We start from the raw sequence: 16,658 nt of genomic DNA, 5'->3' as shown, positions 1-16,658 counted from the left end.
GCAGCGCAGACTTGTTTTTGGGGCTCTTAGCTCAGCTGGTAGAGCAGCGGACTCTTAATCCGTTGGTCGAGTGTTCGAATCACTCAGGGCCCACCAAAAATTCCTTTTCAGCCTGGATTCATCCAGGCTGATTCCTTCGGAATACCCGAGGGGGCTCTTAGCTCAGCTGGTAGAGCAGCGGACTCTTAATCCGTTGGTCGAGTGTTCGAATCACTCAGGGCCCACCAAGAATTCCTTTGCCTGATCTCTTCAGGCAGCCACGCAGAAATACGTGGGGCTCTTAGCTCAGCTGGTAGAGCAGCGGACTCTTAATCCGTTGGTCGAGTGTTCGAATCACTCAGGGCCCACCACCAATACCCAGAACAAGGCACTCGGCGCGACAGCGCTCAGTGCCTTTTCTTGTTGTATTCCATCAGCACAGACATATTGCTGCTGCCAGCCTTGGCCACCCACTCCCGGCCAAAGCGCTCCCCCATCAAATCCAGCATGCGGCGCAGGTCCGCCGATGGCGCGGTGACGGACATCTTGTTGTCGACAAGAACCTTCTTGCCCAGCTCATCGGCCTGCTGGGCCAGCGCCCAGCCTTCTTTCTCGGCCAGCGCGGCGGCGCGGCTGATGGCCTGGCGTTCCGGCTCGGCAAAGCCCTTCCAGGCAAGTTCGCTGACGCACAACATGTTCTTGGGAATCCAGGCCTTGATGTCCAGAAACACCTTCATGGTCTTCCAAGCCTGGCTGTCGACGCCGGTGGCACTGGATGCAACCATGGCGTCAATACCTCCCTGCTCCAGCACCATGCCAAGATCACCGGCCGCGAGCACCACCGGCTGCGCTCCCCAGAGTTCCGCCAGCCGCTTGGTCGCATCGCTTTGCACACGCAGCCTGAGCCCCCTGAGATCCACGATGCTGTTGACCGGGCGCCGGCAGAACAGGCCCTGCGCGGGCCAAGGCACGGCAAACAGCAGGCGCACACCCTGCTGAGCCAGCAAAAACTCCTGCAGCACGGGACGGGTCAGTTGCCACAGGCGCGCAGCCTCGTCAAAGCCACGCACGATGAAAGGCAGCGAGTCCATGGCCAGCAGCGGATGGATATCCACATAGGACGACATGAGCACTTCGCCGAACTGGATTTCATTGCGCTTGAGCGCTGGAAGCACCTGCGCCATGGGCTTGAGCGCCGAGTTGGACACCACATCGATCTCCAGCGCATGCTGGGTATCGGCACCCACGCGCGCCGCGAAGTTGCGCAGGTTCTGCGTGTGGAAGATGCCATCGCCATAGGCCGCCGACAGCTGCAGTCGGTGGCCCTTGGACCAGGCAGCGCCTGCGGTCAGTTGCAACGCAGCCGGGGCCAGACCCGATATCAACGTGCGGCGAGAAACAGTCATGAAAGATCCTTGGCGAAAGCGCCCAGAACCATGCCATCCACCCCACGGCGGACCTGTGCATGCTGGCGCAAAAGATAAATTCTATCGATATTTATATTATTTAGATACAAACTATCGCTCCATTCCATCGCCCAGGTCATTCGCCAAGCCATCCGTCACACCGGATTCCGGCCAAGCCGCTACAGTGTCACCCTGCCGCAGGCGCAAGGGCGCGCGGCCTTTTTCTGCGCCTGCGGCCCGCCTGCAGCGCACAACCGCCTCGCCTGCATGCCACAAAATGTTTCCCCGCTCTGGCAGGGCCCGCGCTGGGCCCTGGCCGTCCTGCTTGCCATCCTGGGCATGCTGGGGCCGTTCTCGATCGATACCTACATCCCGGCCTTCTCGGGCATCGCCCAGGCCTTGAACGCCACGCCGCTGCAGATGCAGCAGACGCTGTCGGCCTATCTGTTCGGCTTTGCCTTCATGAACCTTTTCCATGGCGCCATGGCCGACAGCTTTGGCCGTCGCCCCGTGGTGCTATGGGGACTGGCCGTGTTCACGCTGGCCTCGGCAGGCTGCGCGCTGTCGCAGAACATCACGCAACTGGTGCTGTTCCGGGCGCTGCAGGGCCTGTCCACGGGCGCCGGCATCGTGGTGTCGCGCGCCGTGGTGCGCGACCTGTTTCCGCCTGCCCAGGCCCAGCGCGTGATGGCCCAGATCACCATCTTCTTCGGCATTGCCCCGGCGCTGGCGCCGGTGCTGGGCGGCTGGCTGTTCGTGCACCTGGGCTGGGCGGCCGTATTCTGGTTCCTGACGCTGGTGGGCGTGCTGCTGTGGAGCATCAACTGGCGCTTTCTGCCCGAGTCTCTGCCGCAGGCGCAGCGCCAGCCCTTCCGGTTCAAGCCACTGATGCAGGGCTACAAGGCGCTGTGCAGCGATCCGCGCTTTGTGCTGCTGGCCTTTGCCAGCGGCGTGCCGTTCAACGGCATGTTTTTGTACGTGCTGTCGGCCCCCGCCTTCCTGGGCGACCTGCTGCACCTGCAGCCGCAGCAGTTCTTCTGGTTCTTCGTGATTTCGATCTCGGGCATCATGGGCGGCGCCTGGGTGAGCGGCCGGCTGGCCGGGCGCATTCCACCCAAGCACCAGATCCGCCACGGCTTCGTGATCATGTTCGTGGTGTCCATCGTCAACCTGGTTGCCAACCTGATCTGGCCTGCCCATGTGAGCTGGGCGTTGATTCCCGTGGGTGTGTTCGCCTTCGGCTGGGCCATGATGGTGCCCGTCGTGACCTTGCTGGTGCTGGACATCCATCCCGAGCGGCGCGGCCTGGCCTCATCGCTGCAGGCCGTGGTGGGCTCCACGGCCAATGGCATCGTGGCCGGCGTGCTGGCGCCTCTGGTGATGCATTCGACGGTGCTGCTGGCCCTGGGCTCGATCAGCATGATGCTGATCGGGCTGGCGTCGTGGATCTACCTGCATCACCGCTGGCCCGAAATCGGGCGGCATGCCTCGGAGGCCTGAAGGCCACTGCTCCCGGGATCCCGGGCGTCTATGCCCGGCCCGCGCGGCGGTCCAGCATTTTTTCCTTGTAGTAGCGCGCCTTTTCGGCATACATGGCCTGGTCCGCGCGTGACACGGTGGCCTCCAGCTGGCTGCCCTCGTTGCAACAGGCCACGCCCATGGACAGGCTGACCAGCTGACCCGGATAGAACTGGTTGTTGAGCTCCAGCAGGGACAGGATGCGCTCCTTGACGGCTTCGGCGCCGCGCTCGTCCGAGGCTGGCAGCAGCACCATGAATTCGTCGCCGCCCACGCGTGCCGCACAAGCGGGCGCATCCACGGCCTTGGTCAGCACTTCGCCCACGCGGCGAAGCATGTCGTCGCCTGCGGCATGGCCATGCTCGTCATTGGCCTCCTTGAGACCATTCATGTCGATGGCGATCACGGCCAGCGGCCACGGCCCCTTGCGCGCCAGGCGGTTCAATTCCTCGATATAGAAGGCGCGGTTGCGCAGTTGGGTGAGCACGTCGTGCTTGCCCAGGTATTCCAGATAGGCCTCGGCCTTCTTGCGTGCCGTGATATCCACCAGGGACAGCAGCACCAGCCCCCAGTCGTCCGCATGGCCGTCCAGCACGGCCAGCTGCATGTGGATGTGCAGCGTGTCGCCCGACAGCGCGTAGTTCACCACTTCGCGGTGCTGCACGAGCTTGCCGTTCCACAGGTCCTGGAGTTGATCGGCAAAGGAGTCGATCATTTCATCGCGGAAGATGCGGCCCAGCCGGCTCAGCAGCTGCAGCTTGTCGGTGGCACCGAACATGCGCAGCGTCTGGCGGTTCACGTCGATGACGCGAATCTCCTGCATGCAGCGCGAGATGAATTCCGGATGCACCTTGAGGAAGGTGGCGAAATCGCTGATGCCCTGGGCGCGCACATCGTCGAGCAGGCGCTTGATGGAGCTGAAGTCCTCGACCCACAGCGACACGGGCGAGTACTCGAACAGGTCGCGCGAGTACTGCTCGCTGCGGTGCAGCTGCCGCGTGCTGCGCATCTCGGCCGTCACGTCTTCCAGCGACACCAGCACGCAGTCCCAAAGCTCCTCATGGCCGGGCAGGATGCGGCCACGGATCTGCACGTCCAGCCGGCGCCCGTCCAGCGTGTAGTTGGCGGTGCGGTTGGCAAAAGTCGGCGAGCCCTTCCAAAGCTCCTGCAGCTCGCAGGCCAGGCCAGCATGCATGTCGTCACGGAACACCTGGCCCAGGCTGTCGAGAAAGGTCTGCTGGTCCGCGGCGCCGAACAGGTCCAGCGTGCGCTGGTTGACGCGAACCACCCTGAGCGCGGCACTGCACTGCTGCAGTGCCTGCGGATGGGCAGAAAAATGCGCCTGCAGATCGGTCACGCCCTGTGCTCGCCACTGGTCGAGCAGGCGCTTGAGCGCGCTGTAGTCCTCCAGCCATAGCGAGACGGGGGCCAGTTCGAACATGTGCTCAAAATCCACACTGGACGCGATCAAAGACTCCACAGGGCACCTCCGCGCCGCGATTATGGCAGTCGCAGAGCCCGCCAGACAGCAGGTTCTGCGCCACGAACACAGGCAGCGCCAGGCAGGCAGGCGGATTGCCCAAAAAAAACCGGCCCCGAAGGGCCGGTCTGCATGCAAAGCCGGAATCGATCAGCGCACGGCGCGCTTGCGATCGCCGCCCTGGGGCGAGTAAGGCTTGGGAGCGCTCTTGCCAAAGGCCGGACGGCGCTCACCACCGCCGAAGCCGCCGCGGGATTCACCGCCGAAGCCACGCGATTCACCGGATGCACCACGGAAGCCGCCATCGCGGTGGCCGCCATCGCGGGGAGCACCCTCACGACGGTCGCCGCCGCGCGCAGCGCCACGGTCGCCGCCGAAGCCACGGCCTTCGCCGCCACGGCCAAAGCCGCCTTCACGCGGAGCCTGGCTGTAGCCGCCTTCACGCTGGCCCTGGCCAAAGCCGCCTTCGCGCTGACCCTGGCCGAAGCCGCCTTCACGCTGGCCGCCACCGAAGCTGCCGAAGCCGGCCTTGCGGCCATAGCCTTCCGAATCACGGCGGGGGCCGAAGCCACGGTCGCCACCGCGATCACCAAAGCTGCGCTCGCGGTCACCACCGCCGAAGCCGCGGTCGCCGCCGAAACCACCACGACCACCGCCGGCGGAGCCTCGGCGATCACCACCACGGCCTTCAAAGCCGCCGCCACGACGGCCGCCACGGCCTTCGTTGCCGCTGGGTGCGCGCTGTGCAGGCTCGAGACCAGGAATCACCTCGGCCTTGAATTGCTGACGGCTGTAGCCTTCGATATCGAAAATGCGGCGGCGGTCACGGAATTCCGCGAACGTCACGGCCACGCCTTCGCGACCGGCACGACCCGTGCGGCCGATGCGGTGGGTGTAGTCCTCGGCCTTCATGGGCAGGCCGTAGTTGAAGACGTGGGTGATGGAGGGCACGTCAATGCCGCGTGCCGCCACATCGGTCGCCACCAGCACCTGCACCTGGCCGCTGCGCAGCGCCATCAGGCGGCGGTTGCGCAGGCCCTGGCTCAGGGCGCCGTGCAGCGCCACGGCCGAGAAGCCGTCCTGCTGCAGGTCGTTGGCCAGGCCGTCGCACTCGACCTGGGTCGATGCGAAGACGATGGCCTGGTTGATGGTGGTGTCGCGCAGCCAGTGGTCCAGCAGCTTGCGCTTGTGCTGGGAGTTGTCGGCCCAGAACAGCACTTGCTTGATGTTGGCGTGCTTTTCCTGGGGCGTGTCGATGGTGACCTTCTTCACGCCCGATCCGCCGTCATGCATCACGCGCATGGCCAGCTGCTGGATGCGGGGCGCGAAGGTGGCGCTGAACATCATGGTCTGCTTGCGCTGGGCCGTCAGGTCGTTGACTTCGGCCAGATCGTCCGAGAAGCCCAGGTCCAGCATGCGGTCGGCCTCGTCGACCACCAGGAACTGCACCTGGTCGAGCTTGATCTGCATCGAGCGCTGCAGGTCCAGCAGACGGCCAGGCGTGGCCACCACGAGGTTGGCGTTCTGCAGCTTGGCAATCTGCAGCTGGTAGGGCATGCCGCCCACCACGTTGGCAATGCGGATGCCACGGCAGTGCTTGACCAGTTCGATGGCGTCATGCGCCACCTGCTGAGCCAGCTCGCGCGTGGGGCACAGGATCAGGGCGCCGGGAACGGCCGCCTTGAAGTTGCGGGGATTGGTGGGGTCCTTGCGCTTGTTGCGCTTGGGCGTGGGCTGGCCGCTGGCAGTGGCCTCGGCGCACTGGCGGTCATATTCGGCGCGGATGGCGGCTTCCTCGTCAGCCTTTTGCTGGATCAGCGTGTGCAGCACGGGCAGCAGGAAGGCGGCGGTCTTGCCCGAGCCGGTCTGGCTGGAAACCATCAGGTCGATGAAGGCCTGATCACCACTGCCCATGGCCAGGGGAATGGCTTGCGCCTGCACGGCCGTGGGCTGGGTGTAGCCCAGATCGGCAACGGCGCGGACCAGCTCTTCAGCTAGGCCCAGCTCGACGAAGGCGTTGGGGAGTTCGGGAGCTGCCTGAGCGGCTTCGGCGCCCTCGACGGTTTCAGCAGCGGCCTGCGACTCGGCGGCCTGCTCGGCACCGGCAACGGCGGCGTCCAGCACGGAAGAGGCTTGGGCAGCGCAAGCAAAAGAGGAATCGGCAGCGGCAATGATGCCCTGCTCTTGAGAGATGTCGTTCATGAATGGCTCTAACGAAAAGCACGCGCAGTCAGCGATCTGCCACGCTTTTCTCGACGGTTGGGTCAACATCCACCGTCAGACTTGACCGGCCCTTCGCAAAAGGGCGGATGGGCGTTTTCGGCTGGTCCGAAACCGATGGTCCCGCCATCCATGAAAGCCTTCATGGATGTCTGTGGACATCGACCTCAGACACACAGCGCAGGAGCCCTTGTGTGATGGAGATGTGCAAATTGCCCCTTGTTGATGGAGGCAAGCTGTAGATTGTCGCACTCCTGGGGTTTTCCCGCAAGCCCCCCTGCACAAAAATGGCCGGAGGGCCCGGCTCCGGGAGCTAGACGCTCAGCAGGCGTGCGCGATAGTGCGCCAGCTCATCGATGGATTCATGCACATCGGCCAGCGCCGTGTGGCGCTGGGCCTTCTTGAAGGATGCGTAGGCATCGGGCTTCCAGCGCCTGGCCAGTTCCTTGAGGGTGCTGACATCAACGTTGCGGTAGTGAAAGAAGTCGTTGAGCTTGGGCATGTAGCGCTCCATGAAGCGCCGGTCCTGGCCAATGCTGTTGCCGCACAGCGGCGCCTTGCCCTTGGGAACGTACTGCGCCAGGAACTTGATCAGCGCGGCTTCCGCATCGGCCTCGGTGGTGGTCGATGCCTTGACGCGCTCGATCAGGCCACTCCTGCCGTGCGTGCCCTTGTTCCAGGCGTCCATGCCGTCGAGCAGGGCATCGCTTTGATGGATGGCGAACACAGGACCCTCGATGCGCGTGGCAAGGTCCGGGCTGGTGACGACCACGGCGATCTCGATGATGCGATCGGTGTCGGGCTGCAGCCCGGTCATCTCGCAGTCGAGCCAGACGAGATTGAGGTCGGATTTGCTCAGGGTGACGGGCGTGCCGGATTCGGCGGGGACGGGAATGCAGGCGCTGGAGGCTTCGGACATGGCCCAAATTGTCGCCTACACTGCGGCCACATGGTCTTCAACCCCGATTTTTCCTCGACGCTTTCCCTGCTGTTTGCCGCAGCCGTGCTGGCCCAGTGGCTGCTGCGCGCCTGGCTGGCCTCGCGCCAGGTTCGCCATGTGGCAGGCCACAGAGCGCAGGTGCCCGAGGCCTTTGCGCAGCGCATCAGCCTGGCCGCCCACCAGAAGGCCGCCGACTACACACTGGCGAAGGCACGCGTTGCCCTGATCGACATGACGCTGGGCGCCGTGGTGCTGCTCGCATGGACGCTGCTGGGCGGGCTGGATGCACTCAACCAGCAGTTGCTGGAATGGATGGGCGCCGGCCTGTGGCAGCAATTGGCGCTGCTGGCCAGCTTTGCACTGATCTCCGGCCTGGTGGAGCTGCCGCTGTCGCTCTACCAGACCTTTGTGCTGGAGCAGCGCTTCGGCTTCAACCAGATGACGCTGCGGCTGTGGCTGGCCGATGCCGCCAAGTCCACGGCCATGGGCGCAGCCATCGGCCTTCCGATTGCGGCACTGATCCTGTGGCTCATGGGTTCGGCCGGCGACCTGTGGTGGCTCTGGGCATGGGCCGTCTGGACGGGCTTCAACCTGCTGCTGATGTGGATCTTCCCGACCTTCATCGCACCGCTGTTCAACAAGTTCGATCCACTGGAGGACGGCCCGCTCAAGGAGCGCGTGAGCGCACTGATGCAGCGCTGCGGCTTCACGGCCAAGGGCCTGTTCGTGATGGACGGCAGCCGCCGCTCGGCACATGCCAATGCCTATTTCACGGGCTTCGGCCACTCCAAGCGCGTGGTGTTCTTCGACACCTTGCTCAAGCAGCTGGACGCCGACGAGGTGGAGGCCGTGCTCGCGCATGAGCTGGGCCATTTCAAGCACCGCCACATCCTCAAGCGCATGCTGCTGATGTTTGCCGCCAGCCTGGCGGGCTTTGCGCTGCTGGGCTGGCTGTCGCAGCAGCTGTGGTTCTACCTGGGCCTGGGCGTGCGTCCGGGTCTGGACCTTGCGCTGGGACACAGCGGCATCGGCGCCGGCAACGAGGCCGTGGCGCTGCTGCTGTTCCTGCTGGCCGTGCCGGTGTTCAGCTTCTTTGTCACCCCACTGTTCTCGGCCCTGTCGCGCCGCGACGAGTTCGAAGCCGATGCCTACGCCATGCAACAGGCCAGCGGCGCCCACCTGGCCTCGGCACTGCTCAAGCTGTACGAGGACAATGCTTCAACGCTCACGCCCGATCCCTGGTACGTGAGCTTTTACTACTCGCATCCGCCCGCCCTCGCCCGGCTGGCGCGCATGCCCTCTCCGACCTGAACCATACGCACTCACCATGAGCACACAACGCTTGCAACAACAGGACTGGTCCAACCAGCAGCGCCGCGCGCTGACTTCCGACGAACTGCACACCGCACTGGCCGCCCTGCCGGGCTGGCAGCTCGATGGCGATGCCATCGCCAAGAGCTACGCCTTCGCCAACTACTACGAGACCATGGCCTTCGTGAATGCGCTGGCCCTGATCGCCCACCAGCAGGACCACCATCCCGACCTGACCGTCAGCTACGGCCGCTGCGGTGTACGCCTGAACACGCATGACGTGAACGGCATCTCGTCCACCGACATCGAGTGCGCAAGGCGTATCGATGCGTTGCTGGCGCGCCCATGAATCGCACCCCGTTGACCCATGGCTGAGCGCTCCGCACTGCACGAAGGCCTGGTCGTCTCCAGCCATGGCCGCCATTGCGTGGTCGAGACCGAAGACGGCTCGCGCCACATCTGCCACCCGCGCGGCAAGAAGAGCCAGACCGTGGTGGGCGACCGCGTGCGTTGGCAACTTCCGCCCCCAGGCCAGGGGGAGGAAGGCACCATAGAAAAGGTGCTGGAGCGGCGCAACCTGTTCTACCGGCAGGACGAGATACGCACCAAGTCCTTTGCAGCCAACATCGACCAGGTGCTGATCCTGATCGCCGCCGAGCCAGTCTTCTCCGAAAGCCAGCTGGCCCGCGCCCTGATCACTGCCGAAGCCACCCACATCAAGCCCCTGATTGCCCTCAACAAGCGTGACCTGGCCGAGCCCTTTGCCGACGCCTGGGAGCGCCTGGAGCCTTATCGCGAGATGTACCTGGGCCAGGAAAAGCCGCACTACGAGGTGCTGTCGCTGTCGCTGGCCAATGAGGGCGAGGCCGATCGGCAGCTGCTGATGAAGCACCTCAAGGGCAAGGCCACTCTGGTGCTGGGCCCTTCCGGCTCGGGAAAGAGCACCCTGATCAACCTGCTGGTGCCCGGCGCACGCGCGGCCACCAACGAGATCTCGCAGGCACTGAACTCCGGCAAGCACACGACCACCACGACCAGCTGGTACTGGATGGACGAGGAGCGCACGACAGCCCTGATCGACTCGCCGGGCTTCCAGGAGTTCGGCCTGCGCCACATCGAACCCACCGACCTGCCCCGCTGCATGCCCGACATCGGCGCCCATGCGCAGGAATGCAAGTTCTACAACTGCACCCACCTGCACGAGCCCGGATGCGCGGTCATGCCGCGCGTGGAGGATGAGGAACACGGCATGGACGCCGACCATGACATCAGTGCCAACCGGTACTGCATCTATGCCGAGCTGTTTGATGAGTTGAGTCAGGCCACGAAGTATTGAGCCTCCCCCAAACGCCACCGGGCCGCTCCGTGAGGGAGGAAACGACGCCTCCAAAGGGGCGTCATCCAGGACTCGCCCGCAGGCTCCGCACTCAGCCCAACAGGCGCGCCAGCGACAGCAGCGCCAGCAGCAGCAGCCAGACCACGACCGAGCGCCAGACCAGGCCGACCACGCTGCGCAGGTGGCCGATCTCGGGCTCACGGCCCGGCGTGGCTTCGCTGTCCACGTCGAGGTCGATCTCCTCGCCGTCGTCACGGGTCACCGAGATGCCCTCGCGGCGCTTGAGTGCCTCGCCGCCCAGGCGCACGTTGATGGCGCCCGAGGTGGCGGCCAGGATCACGCCGTCGTTGTCGTTGGGAAAGCGCTGGGCATGGAAGCGCCAGCCCTCGATGGCCTCCTCGAAACTGCCGACCACGGCAAAGGAAAGAGCCGTCAGCCGTGCGGGCAGCCAGTCGATCACGGTCCAGGCCAACCGTGAGGCGTGCTGCAACTGGACGCTGACCTGGCTGCCACCCAGCAGGCCCTTGCGCGACCAGGAGCGCGACAGGTGCTCGGTCATGCGGTAGAACACGGCGCCCAGCGGACCCAGGCCCAGCGCCGCCAGTGCAGAGAACCAGAACAGCACGCCAAACACATGGCGATGCGCTGCCAGCACCGAGTACTCGATCACATGGCGCACCACCTCGCTGCGGGGCACTTCGCTGGCGTCCACCTGCTGCCAGTGGGCGAGGGCTTCGCGCGCCGCGTACTCGTCACCCGCATCCAGCGCATCGCGGATGCGCGTGAAGTGGTGGCTGAACTGGCGAAAGCCCAGCGTGACGTAGAGCACGGCCACATTCCAGACCATGGCCAGCGGCCAGCCCACGCCCCACAGCAGCAGCAGATAGATGCCCGTCACCAGCACGCAGGGCAGCGCCACCGCCACGGTCCAGGCCAGCCAGCCGTGGTGCGCCTGGCCGGCATCGAAGTTGCGGCGCACCGAAACCGTCCAGGCCCTGTAGCCTGTGTGCACCAGGTTGGCCGGCGTCAGGGGGCGCGCCTGCTCGATCAGCAAGGCGATCAGAATGGCAAAGAAACTCATCCGGCCATCATACTGGCGCATGCGGGCAGGCCCGTGACCCCGGGGTGGCACGGCACCCCATCCGGGCATCAGGCCGACAGGAATCGGTAAAGATTGCGCAGCATGCCGGCCGTGGCGCCCCAGATGTAGCGCTGGCGGTCTCCATCCTGGTAGGGCATGGCAAACCATTCGCGCGGCACGCCGTTCCAGACCATGGCGTGGCGCTCATGGTTGGCAGGATCGAGCAAAAAGGACAGCGGCACCTCGAACACGTCCGCCACCTCGTAGGGATTGGGATGCAGGCGCGCCCGAGGATCGACCAGGGCCACCACCGGCGTGATCAGAAAGGCCGTGCCCGTGGTGTAGATGGGCAGGGTGCCCAACACTTCCACATCGCCGGCAGCAAGCCCGACTTCCTCCTGCGCCTCGCGCAGGGCCGTGGCCTGGGCAGACACATCCTCAGGATCGCGCTTGCCACCCGGAAAGGCCACCTGGCCCGAATGCGTGGACAGATGGGCCGTGCGTTCGGTCAGCAGCACCGTGGGCTCGGAGCGCAGCACGATGGGCACGAGCACGGCGGCATCGGTGGGCTGGCGATCACTGAAGCGTTTCTCGCGCACCACCTCGGGAGCCCAGCGGGGCGGCCGCGCAAAGCGCTGGCGCAGGGCATCCGGCGCGCGGGCCTCCAGAGGCACGGCGGGCAGGTGGCTGTCCCTGCCCACCAGTTGCGCCATGCGCGGGTCGGCGACCGAGGCGACGGCCGCTGGCGTCGGGCCGCCGGTCGGCACGGGTATGGCGGTATCGGGCAGAGAGGACACGAATGAAGGAATGTGGTGAGAAACGACCGGGCAACAAAAAAGCCGCTACAGGCGACTGTAGCGGCTTTCCAGCTGTGACGCAGGTGCTCAGGCTTCGGCAGAAACCTTGACACGCGACGGCAGCTTTTCCTTGATGCGGGCCGACTTGCCGCTGCGCTCGCGCAGGTAGTACAGCTTGGCACGACGCACATCACCGCGACGCTTGACTTCGATGCCGGCGATCAGGGGCGAGTAGGTCTGGAACGTACGCTCCACGCCTTCACCACTGGAGATCTTGCGCACGGTGAAGCCGCTGTTCAGGCCACGGTTGCGCTTGGCGATCACGACGCCTTCGTAGGCCTGCACGCGCTTGCGGCTGCCTTCGACCACGTTCACGCTCACGATGACGGTGTCACCGGGGGCGAACTGGGGGATGGTCTTGTTCAGACGGGCGATTTCCTCTTGCTCGAGGGTCTGGATCAGATTCATGGTCAACATCCAATCGATCTTGTCCGCGCCAGGATTGGCAAGCGCCGGGATTGGCGCCATGGCTGCTTTGTTCGTAGCAGCGGCCGGATAGAGGATCGAAGAATCGCGGATTATAGCCCGGAGACGTTTTTTGCCAAAAACCCCTCGTCCTTGGCGTTGAGCAGGCCCTGGGCGCGCGCCTGCTCTATCAGCTCGGGCCGGTGCCTGGCCGTGATGGACAGGCGCTGGTCACGGCGCCAGCGCTCGATCTGCGCGTGGTGGCCGGACAACAGTGGCGCCGGCACTTCACGCCCTTCCCAGACTTCGGGGCGGGTGTAGTGCGGGCAATCGAGCAGGCCGTCGAGCGCCGGATTGAAGCTGTCCTGCTGGAAACTGCCTTCGTCATTGAGCACGCCGGGCTGCAGCCGCGCGACGGCATCCAGCAGGGCCATGGCAGCGATCTCGCCGCCAGACAGTACGAAGTCGCCCAGGCTCAACTGGTGCGTGACATGGGTATCGATGAAGCGCTGGTCCAGGCCCTCGTAGCGGCCGCACAGCAAGATTGCGCCCTGCCCCTGCGCCCACTCGGCCACCACGGCATGGCGCAGCGTGGTGCCGATCGGGGAGAACAGCACCACGGGAGCCGGCTCGGGCTCGCCGGCCTCGCGGCGCGCCTGCCGGGCCGCCTCCAGGCAGCGCTGCAGCGGTTCGGCCATCATCACCATGCCCGGACCGCCGCCGAAGGGGCGATCGTCCACGCGCCGGTAGTTGCCCTGGGCATGGTCGCGCGGATTCCACAGGTGCACGCCGACCTGGCCCGAGGCATAGGCCCGGCGCGTCACGCCGCTTTCGAGAAACGGCGTGAACAGCTCGGGAAACAGCGTGAGGATGTCGAAGCGCATGGATGTCGGCGATCAGTAGTCGGGCTGCCAGTCGGCAACGATGGTCTTGCCCGGCAGATCCACCTTGTCCACATAGGCGTCGACAAAGGGAATCATGCGCTCGCGCTCCTTGCCATCCTCTTCATAGGCCAGCACCAGCACGGTCTGCGGGCCGGTGGACAGCAGGTCTCGGACGATGCCCAGGGCCACGCCTTCGCGGTTGACCACGGACAGGCCCAGCAGGTCGACCCAGTAATACTCGCCATCCTCGGGCTGCGGAAAATCGCTGCGCGCCACGAAGATGCGCGCACCGCGCAGGGCCTCGGCAGCGTTGCGGTCATTCACGGCGGGCGAGGTGGCGACGACGGAGTCGGAGTGCACGCGCGCCTGCTTGACCGGCAGCAGCACGGTTCCGGTGAACTGCCGGGCGCCTTTTTCGGCGGGCTGCAGATACCACTGCTTGGCCGTGAACAGGGCCTCGGGGTCGGAACTGAAGGCCGCCACCTTGAACCAGCCCTTGATGCCCCAGGCATCGGCGATGCGCCCGACCTCCACGGCATCGGCAGGCAGGACGCTGGCTTCGAGTTCAGGCATGTGGCTCATGGCAGTCGGTAGGCAGTAGGTGGACGGTCAATGCAGATCGGTGCAAGGCGATCCGGAGGGGGAAAACAAAAACGGGCCCCGTCAGACAAGCCAACGGAACCCGATTTCAGAAGGGGTGCTGAATTAGGCAGCAGTCTTCTGGGTGGCCTGCTTGATCAGGCGCTCTGCGGTCTCGGAAGCCTGCGCGCCAACGCCCTTCCAGTAGTTCACGCGGTCCAGAGCAACGCGCAGACCCTCTTCGCCACCACGGGCGTTGGGGTTGTAGAAGCCCAGACGTTCGATGAACGAACCATCGCGGCGAACGCGCTTGTCAGCAGCAACGATGTTGTAGAACGGACGGGCCTTGGAACCGCCGCGAGAGAGTCGAATGACGACCATGATTTTCCTTCGGGTGGCGCAGCCACCACGTAATTAACACACAATAAATGGCTGCACAGAGTTTTGCGGCGTTTGAGACACGCGACATGGCCACCCGGCCAGCGACACGCCGTAAAACCAGCGATTATATCGAACTTCTTTTCTCATGCCTACCATCCGCCCAAGCCAGGACAGCGATCTCGCTGCCATCACCGCCATCTACCGCCACCACGTGCTGCATGGCACAGGAACGTTCGAGACCGATCCCCCTTCCGAAGCCGACATGGCCACGCGCCGCGCGGATGTGCTGGCCAAGGGCCTGCCCTATTTGGTCGCAGTGGACGCACAGGGCCAGGTGCTGGGCTTTGCCTACGCCAACTGGTTCAAGCCGCGCCCGGCCTATCGTTTTTCTGCCGAGGATTCCATCTATGTGCATGACGCGGCACGCGGCCAGGGCGTGGGCCGCCTGTTGATCGATGCGCTGTCGCACGACTGCGAGGCGGCCGGCGTGCGCAAGCTGCTGGCGGTGATCGGCGACTCGGCCAATGCCGGCTCCATCGGGGTGCACCGCGCTGCAGGCTTCACCCCTGCGGGCACGCTGCGCTCCATGGGATGGAAGTTCGGCCGCTGGCTGGACATCGTGCTCATGGAGAAGACCCTGGGAGACGGCGACCGCAGTTCGCCCGAATAATGGGCGCATGAACCGACCCAGCACGCCCCTGCCCCAGACCACCGGCGCCGACCGGGCTCCCCGCCCCAGGAACAAGACACTGGCCGCCTGGCTGGCCTTTGTGGGCGGGCCGCTGGGGCTGCATCGCTTTTACCTGCATGGGCTCGGCGACTGGCTGGGCTGGCTGCTGCCCGTGCCCACGGCGCTGGGCGTGTACGGCATCGAACGCGTGCAGCAACTGGGACAGGACGACCAGCTCAGCTGGCTGCTGATTCCGCTGCTGGGCTTCACCATCGCCGGCTGCGCGCTGCGCGCCATCCTCTACGGGCTGACCGATACCGAAGCCTGGAACCGGCGCCACAACCCCGGCATTGACGTGCAGGCGCAGGCCGGACGCACGGGCTGGTCAGCCATCTTTGCCATTGCGCTGTCGCTGATGCTGGGCGCCGCCGTGCTCATGGCCAGCATTGCCTACAGCTTCCAGCACTACTTCGAGCACCAGGTGGAGGAGGCGCGCAAGATTTCGCAGTGAGGCGCAGCCAACGCCTCCCCCGAAAAAAGAAAGACCGCCATGGGCGGTCTTTCTTTTTGGCGGCAGCAGCCCCGGCTCAATACAGCTGCAGGCTGATCCAGTAGGCAATCGATGCCACGAAGGCGCTGGCAGGGATCGTCAGCACCCAGGCCCAGACGATGTTGCCTGCCACGCCCCAGCGCACGGCGCTGGCGCGCTGGGTGGAGCCCACGCCGACGATGGCGCCGGTGATGGTGTGCGTGGTCGAGACCGGCACGCCCAGGAAGGTTGCAAAGAACAGCGTCAGTGCACCACCGCTTTCGGCGCAGAAGCCGCCCACGGGCTTGAGCTTGGTGATCTTCTGGCCCATGGTCTTGACGATGCGCCAGCCGCCGAACATGGTTCCCAGGCCGATGGCCAGGTAGCAGCTGACGATGGTCCACAGCGGCGGCTCGGCGTCGCCGGCATTGGCATAGCCGGTGGCGATCAGCAGCAGCCAGATGATGCCGATGGTCTTTTGCGCGTCATTGCCGCCGTGGCCCAGGCTATAGGCACCGGCGGAGACCAGCTGCAGCCTGCGGAACCAGCGGTCCACCCTGTTGGGCGCGGCGCGCCGGCAGACCCAGGCCACCAGCACCATCATCAGCGAGCCCAGCAGGTAGCCCAGCAGCGGCGAGACGAAGATGAAGGCCACGGTCTTCCCGATGCCGCTGGCAATCAGCGCGCCTGCGCCGGCCTTGGCCATCACCGCGCCCACGATGCCGCCGATCAGCGCATGCGAGGAACTGCTGGGGATGCCGTAGTGCCAGGTGATCACGTTCCAGGCAATGGCACCGACCAGGGCACCGAAGACCACATGCGTGTCGACGATGCCGGGCTGCACGATCCCCTTGCCCACGGTGGCTGCCACGCTCAGGTGAAAGACAAAGACCGCCACCACGTTGAAGAAGGCCGCGAAGGCCACGGCCTGCGTGGGCTTGAGCACGCCCGTGGAGACCACGGTGGCGATCGAGTTGGCAGCATCGTGGAAGCCGTTCATGAAGTCGAACAGCAGGGCCAGCACCACCAGCAGGATCACGACCCACAGGGCCGCTTGTACGGATTCCATAGAGAAACGACTC

17 protein-coding genes and 3 tRNA genes are annotated in these 16,658 nt (G+C 65.2%); 9 read left to right on the top strand and 11 right to left on the bottom strand.

Features of this window, described 5'->3' with window-relative positions:
* Positions 1–20 precede the first annotated feature (20 nt).
* The 3 genes from G4D77_RS23240 to G4D77_RS23230 all read left to right on the top strand — a co-directional run bounded on the left by G4D77_RS23240 (position 21) and on the right by G4D77_RS23230 (position 350).
* Positions 21–96 (top strand) — tRNA-Lys (locus G4D77_RS23240).
* Between the two features lie 55 nt (positions 97–151).
* A tRNA-Lys gene (locus tag G4D77_RS23235) sits at positions 152–227 on the top strand.
* A gap of 47 nt (positions 228–274) precedes the next feature.
* A tRNA-Lys gene (locus tag G4D77_RS23230) sits at positions 275–350 on the top strand.
* 36 nt (positions 351–386) lie between these two features.
* Here G4D77_RS23230 and G4D77_RS23225 read toward each other — a convergent pair.
* Positions 387–1,385 carry a TRAP transporter substrate-binding protein gene (locus G4D77_RS23225; RefSeq protein ID WP_213757742.1) on the bottom strand — a complete coding sequence of 333 codons (999 nt, stop codon included), beginning with the start codon at positions 1,383–1,385 and terminating at the stop codon, positions 387–389.
* A gap of 267 nt (positions 1,386–1,652) precedes the next feature.
* Between G4D77_RS23225 and G4D77_RS23220 the strand changes: the two genes are divergently transcribed.
* On the top strand, positions 1,653–2,885 hold the full coding sequence (locus G4D77_RS23220; protein WP_016445793.1) for a multidrug effflux MFS transporter: 1,233 nt from the start codon (positions 1,653–1,655) through the stop codon (positions 2,883–2,885).
* A 28-nt stretch (positions 2,886–2,913) separates the two neighbouring features.
* Here G4D77_RS23220 and G4D77_RS23215 read toward each other — a convergent pair whose 3' ends face one another.
* The 3 genes from G4D77_RS23215 to orn all read right to left on the bottom strand — a co-directional run bounded on the left by G4D77_RS23215 (position 2,914) and on the right by orn (position 7,522).
* Positions 2,914–4,383: a sensor domain-containing diguanylate cyclase gene (locus tag G4D77_RS23215; protein WP_016451114.1), complete on the bottom strand. Its 1,470-nt coding sequence runs from the start codon at positions 4,381–4,383 to the stop codon at positions 2,914–2,916.
* Positions 4,384–4,533: 150 nt separating this feature from the next.
* Positions 4,534–6,585 (bottom strand): DEAD/DEAH box helicase, encoded by a 2,052-nt coding sequence (locus G4D77_RS23210; protein ID WP_016445791.1) that lies wholly within the window; start codon positions 6,583–6,585, stop codon positions 4,534–4,536.
* A gap of 331 nt (positions 6,586–6,916) precedes the next feature.
* Positions 6,917–7,522 (bottom strand): oligoribonuclease, encoded by a 606-nt coding sequence (gene orn / locus G4D77_RS23205; RefSeq protein ID WP_016445790.1) that lies wholly within the window; start codon positions 7,520–7,522, stop codon positions 6,917–6,919.
* A 30-nt stretch (positions 7,523–7,552) separates the two neighbouring features.
* Here orn and G4D77_RS23200 point away from each other — a divergent pair, with 30 nt between their 5' ends.
* From G4D77_RS23200 to rsgA, 3 genes are read left to right on the top strand one after another with little or no spacing between them, the layout of a single operon-like run.
* Positions 7,553–8,854 carry a M48 family metallopeptidase gene (locus G4D77_RS23200; RefSeq protein ID WP_016445789.1) on the top strand — a complete coding sequence of 434 codons (1,302 nt, stop codon included), beginning with the start codon at positions 7,553–7,555 and terminating at the stop codon, positions 8,852–8,854.
* A 16-nt stretch (positions 8,855–8,870) separates the two neighbouring features.
* Complete coding sequence (locus G4D77_RS23195; RefSeq protein ID WP_016445788.1) at positions 8,871–9,203, top strand: 4a-hydroxytetrahydrobiopterin dehydratase; 333 nt, start codon at positions 8,871–8,873, stop codon at positions 9,201–9,203.
* An 18-nt stretch (positions 9,204–9,221) separates the two neighbouring features.
* Positions 9,222–10,190 (top strand): ribosome small subunit-dependent GTPase A, encoded by a 969-nt coding sequence (gene rsgA, locus G4D77_RS23190; protein ID WP_016445787.1) that lies wholly within the window; start codon positions 9,222–9,224, stop codon positions 10,188–10,190.
* Positions 10,191–10,281: 91 nt separating this feature from the next.
* Here rsgA and G4D77_RS23185 read toward each other — a convergent pair whose 3' ends face one another.
* From G4D77_RS23185 to rpsP, 6 genes are all read right to left on the bottom strand, one after another.
* Positions 10,282–11,271: a CobD/CbiB family protein gene (locus G4D77_RS23185; protein ID WP_026062341.1), complete on the bottom strand. Its 990-nt coding sequence runs from the start codon at positions 11,269–11,271 to the stop codon at positions 10,282–10,284.
* A gap of 68 nt (positions 11,272–11,339) precedes the next feature.
* On the bottom strand, positions 11,340–12,068 hold the full coding sequence (locus G4D77_RS23180) for a CoA pyrophosphatase (RefSeq protein WP_016445785.1): 729 nt from the start codon (positions 12,066–12,068) through the stop codon (positions 11,340–11,342).
* Positions 12,069–12,155: 87 nt separating this feature from the next.
* Positions 12,156–12,536: a 50S ribosomal protein L19 gene (gene rplS, locus G4D77_RS23175; RefSeq protein WP_016445784.1), complete on the bottom strand. Its 381-nt coding sequence runs from the start codon at positions 12,534–12,536 to the stop codon at positions 12,156–12,158.
* A gap of 110 nt (positions 12,537–12,646) precedes the next feature.
* Positions 12,647–13,417: a tRNA (guanosine(37)-N1)-methyltransferase TrmD gene (gene trmD / locus G4D77_RS23170; protein ID WP_154833657.1), complete on the bottom strand. Its 771-nt coding sequence runs from the start codon at positions 13,415–13,417 to the stop codon at positions 12,647–12,649.
* A gap of 12 nt (positions 13,418–13,429) precedes the next feature.
* The gene (rimM, locus tag G4D77_RS23165; protein ID WP_016445782.1) at positions 13,430–13,999 is read right to left on the bottom strand and encodes a ribosome maturation factor RimM; all 570 of its coding nucleotides are present in this window, start codon (positions 13,997–13,999) and stop codon (positions 13,430–13,432) included.
* Between the two features lie 123 nt (positions 14,000–14,122).
* Positions 14,123–14,377 (bottom strand): 30S ribosomal protein S16, encoded by a 255-nt coding sequence (gene rpsP, locus G4D77_RS23160; protein WP_012207143.1) that lies wholly within the window; start codon positions 14,375–14,377, stop codon positions 14,123–14,125.
* Positions 14,378–14,522: 145 nt separating this feature from the next.
* On the opposite strand from rpsP, the gene G4D77_RS23155 reads away from it, so the two are divergent.
* The gene (locus G4D77_RS23155) at positions 14,523–15,047 is read left to right on the top strand and encodes a GNAT family N-acetyltransferase (protein ID WP_016445781.1); all 525 of its coding nucleotides are present in this window, start codon (positions 14,523–14,525) and stop codon (positions 15,045–15,047) included.
* A gap of 7 nt (positions 15,048–15,054) precedes the next feature.
* A complete protein-coding gene (locus G4D77_RS23150) occupies positions 15,055–15,558 on the top strand; it encodes an NINE protein (protein ID WP_047217410.1) in 504 nt (167 codons plus the stop codon).
* Between the two features lie 76 nt (positions 15,559–15,634).
* Here G4D77_RS23150 and G4D77_RS23145 read toward each other — a convergent pair whose 3' ends face one another.
* Positions 15,635–16,645 (bottom strand): inorganic phosphate transporter, encoded by a 1,011-nt coding sequence (locus G4D77_RS23145; RefSeq protein WP_016445779.1) that lies wholly within the window; start codon positions 16,643–16,645, stop codon positions 15,635–15,637.
* Positions 16,646–16,658 lie beyond the last annotated feature (13 nt).

Source organism: Delftia sp. WY8 (genome assembly GCF_018437695.1).
GTDB classification, from domain to species: Bacteria; Pseudomonadota; Gammaproteobacteria; order Burkholderiales; family Burkholderiaceae_C; genus Comamonas; species Comamonas tsuruhatensis.
This window is presented reverse-complemented; position numbering and strand designations above follow the sequence as displayed.

What these genes read in the sequence shown, in the direction of transcription:
- G4D77_RS23225 (WP_213757742.1), bottom strand. Translation starts at nt 1,385, where the DNA reads ATGACTGTTTCTCGCCGCACGTTGATATCGGGTCTGGCCCCGGCTGCG.
- G4D77_RS23220 (WP_016445793.1), top strand. Translation starts at nt 1,653, where the DNA reads ATGCCACAAAATGTTTCCCCGCTCTGGCAGGGCCCGCGCTGGGCCCTG.
- G4D77_RS23210 (WP_016445791.1), bottom strand. Translation starts at nt 6,585, where the DNA reads ATGAACGACATCTCTCAAGAGCAGGGCATCATTGCCGCTGCCGATTCC.
- orn (WP_016445790.1), bottom strand. Translation starts at nt 7,522, where the DNA reads ATGTCCGAAGCCTCCAGCGCCTGCATTCCCGTCCCCGCCGAATCCGGC.
- G4D77_RS23200 (WP_016445789.1), top strand. Translation starts at nt 7,553, where the DNA reads ATGGTCTTCAACCCCGATTTTTCCTCGACGCTTTCCCTGCTGTTTGCC.
- G4D77_RS23195 (WP_016445788.1), top strand. Translation starts at nt 8,871, where the DNA reads ATGAGCACACAACGCTTGCAACAACAGGACTGGTCCAACCAGCAGCGC.
- rsgA (WP_016445787.1), top strand. Translation starts at nt 9,222, where the DNA reads ATGGCTGAGCGCTCCGCACTGCACGAAGGCCTGGTCGTCTCCAGCCAT.
- G4D77_RS23185 (WP_026062341.1), bottom strand. Translation starts at nt 11,271, where the DNA reads ATGAGTTTCTTTGCCATTCTGATCGCCTTGCTGATCGAGCAGGCGCGC.
- rplS (WP_016445784.1), bottom strand. Translation starts at nt 12,536, where the DNA reads ATGAATCTGATCCAGACCCTCGAGCAAGAGGAAATCGCCCGTCTGAAC.
- trmD (WP_154833657.1), bottom strand. Translation starts at nt 13,417, where the DNA reads ATGCGCTTCGACATCCTCACGCTGTTTCCCGAGCTGTTCACGCCGTTT.
- rimM (WP_016445782.1), bottom strand. Translation starts at nt 13,999, where the DNA reads ATGAGCCACATGCCTGAACTCGAAGCCAGCGTCCTGCCTGCCGATGCC.
- rpsP (WP_012207143.1), bottom strand. Translation starts at nt 14,377, where the DNA reads ATGGTCGTCATTCGACTCTCTCGCGGCGGTTCCAAGGCCCGTCCGTTC.
- G4D77_RS23155 (WP_016445781.1), top strand. Translation starts at nt 14,523, where the DNA reads ATGCCTACCATCCGCCCAAGCCAGGACAGCGATCTCGCTGCCATCACC.
- G4D77_RS23150 (WP_047217410.1), top strand. Translation starts at nt 15,055, where the DNA reads ATGAACCGACCCAGCACGCCCCTGCCCCAGACCACCGGCGCCGACCGG.
- G4D77_RS23145 (WP_016445779.1), bottom strand. Translation starts at nt 16,645, where the DNA reads ATGGAATCCGTACAAGCGGCCCTGTGGGTCGTGATCCTGCTGGTGGTG.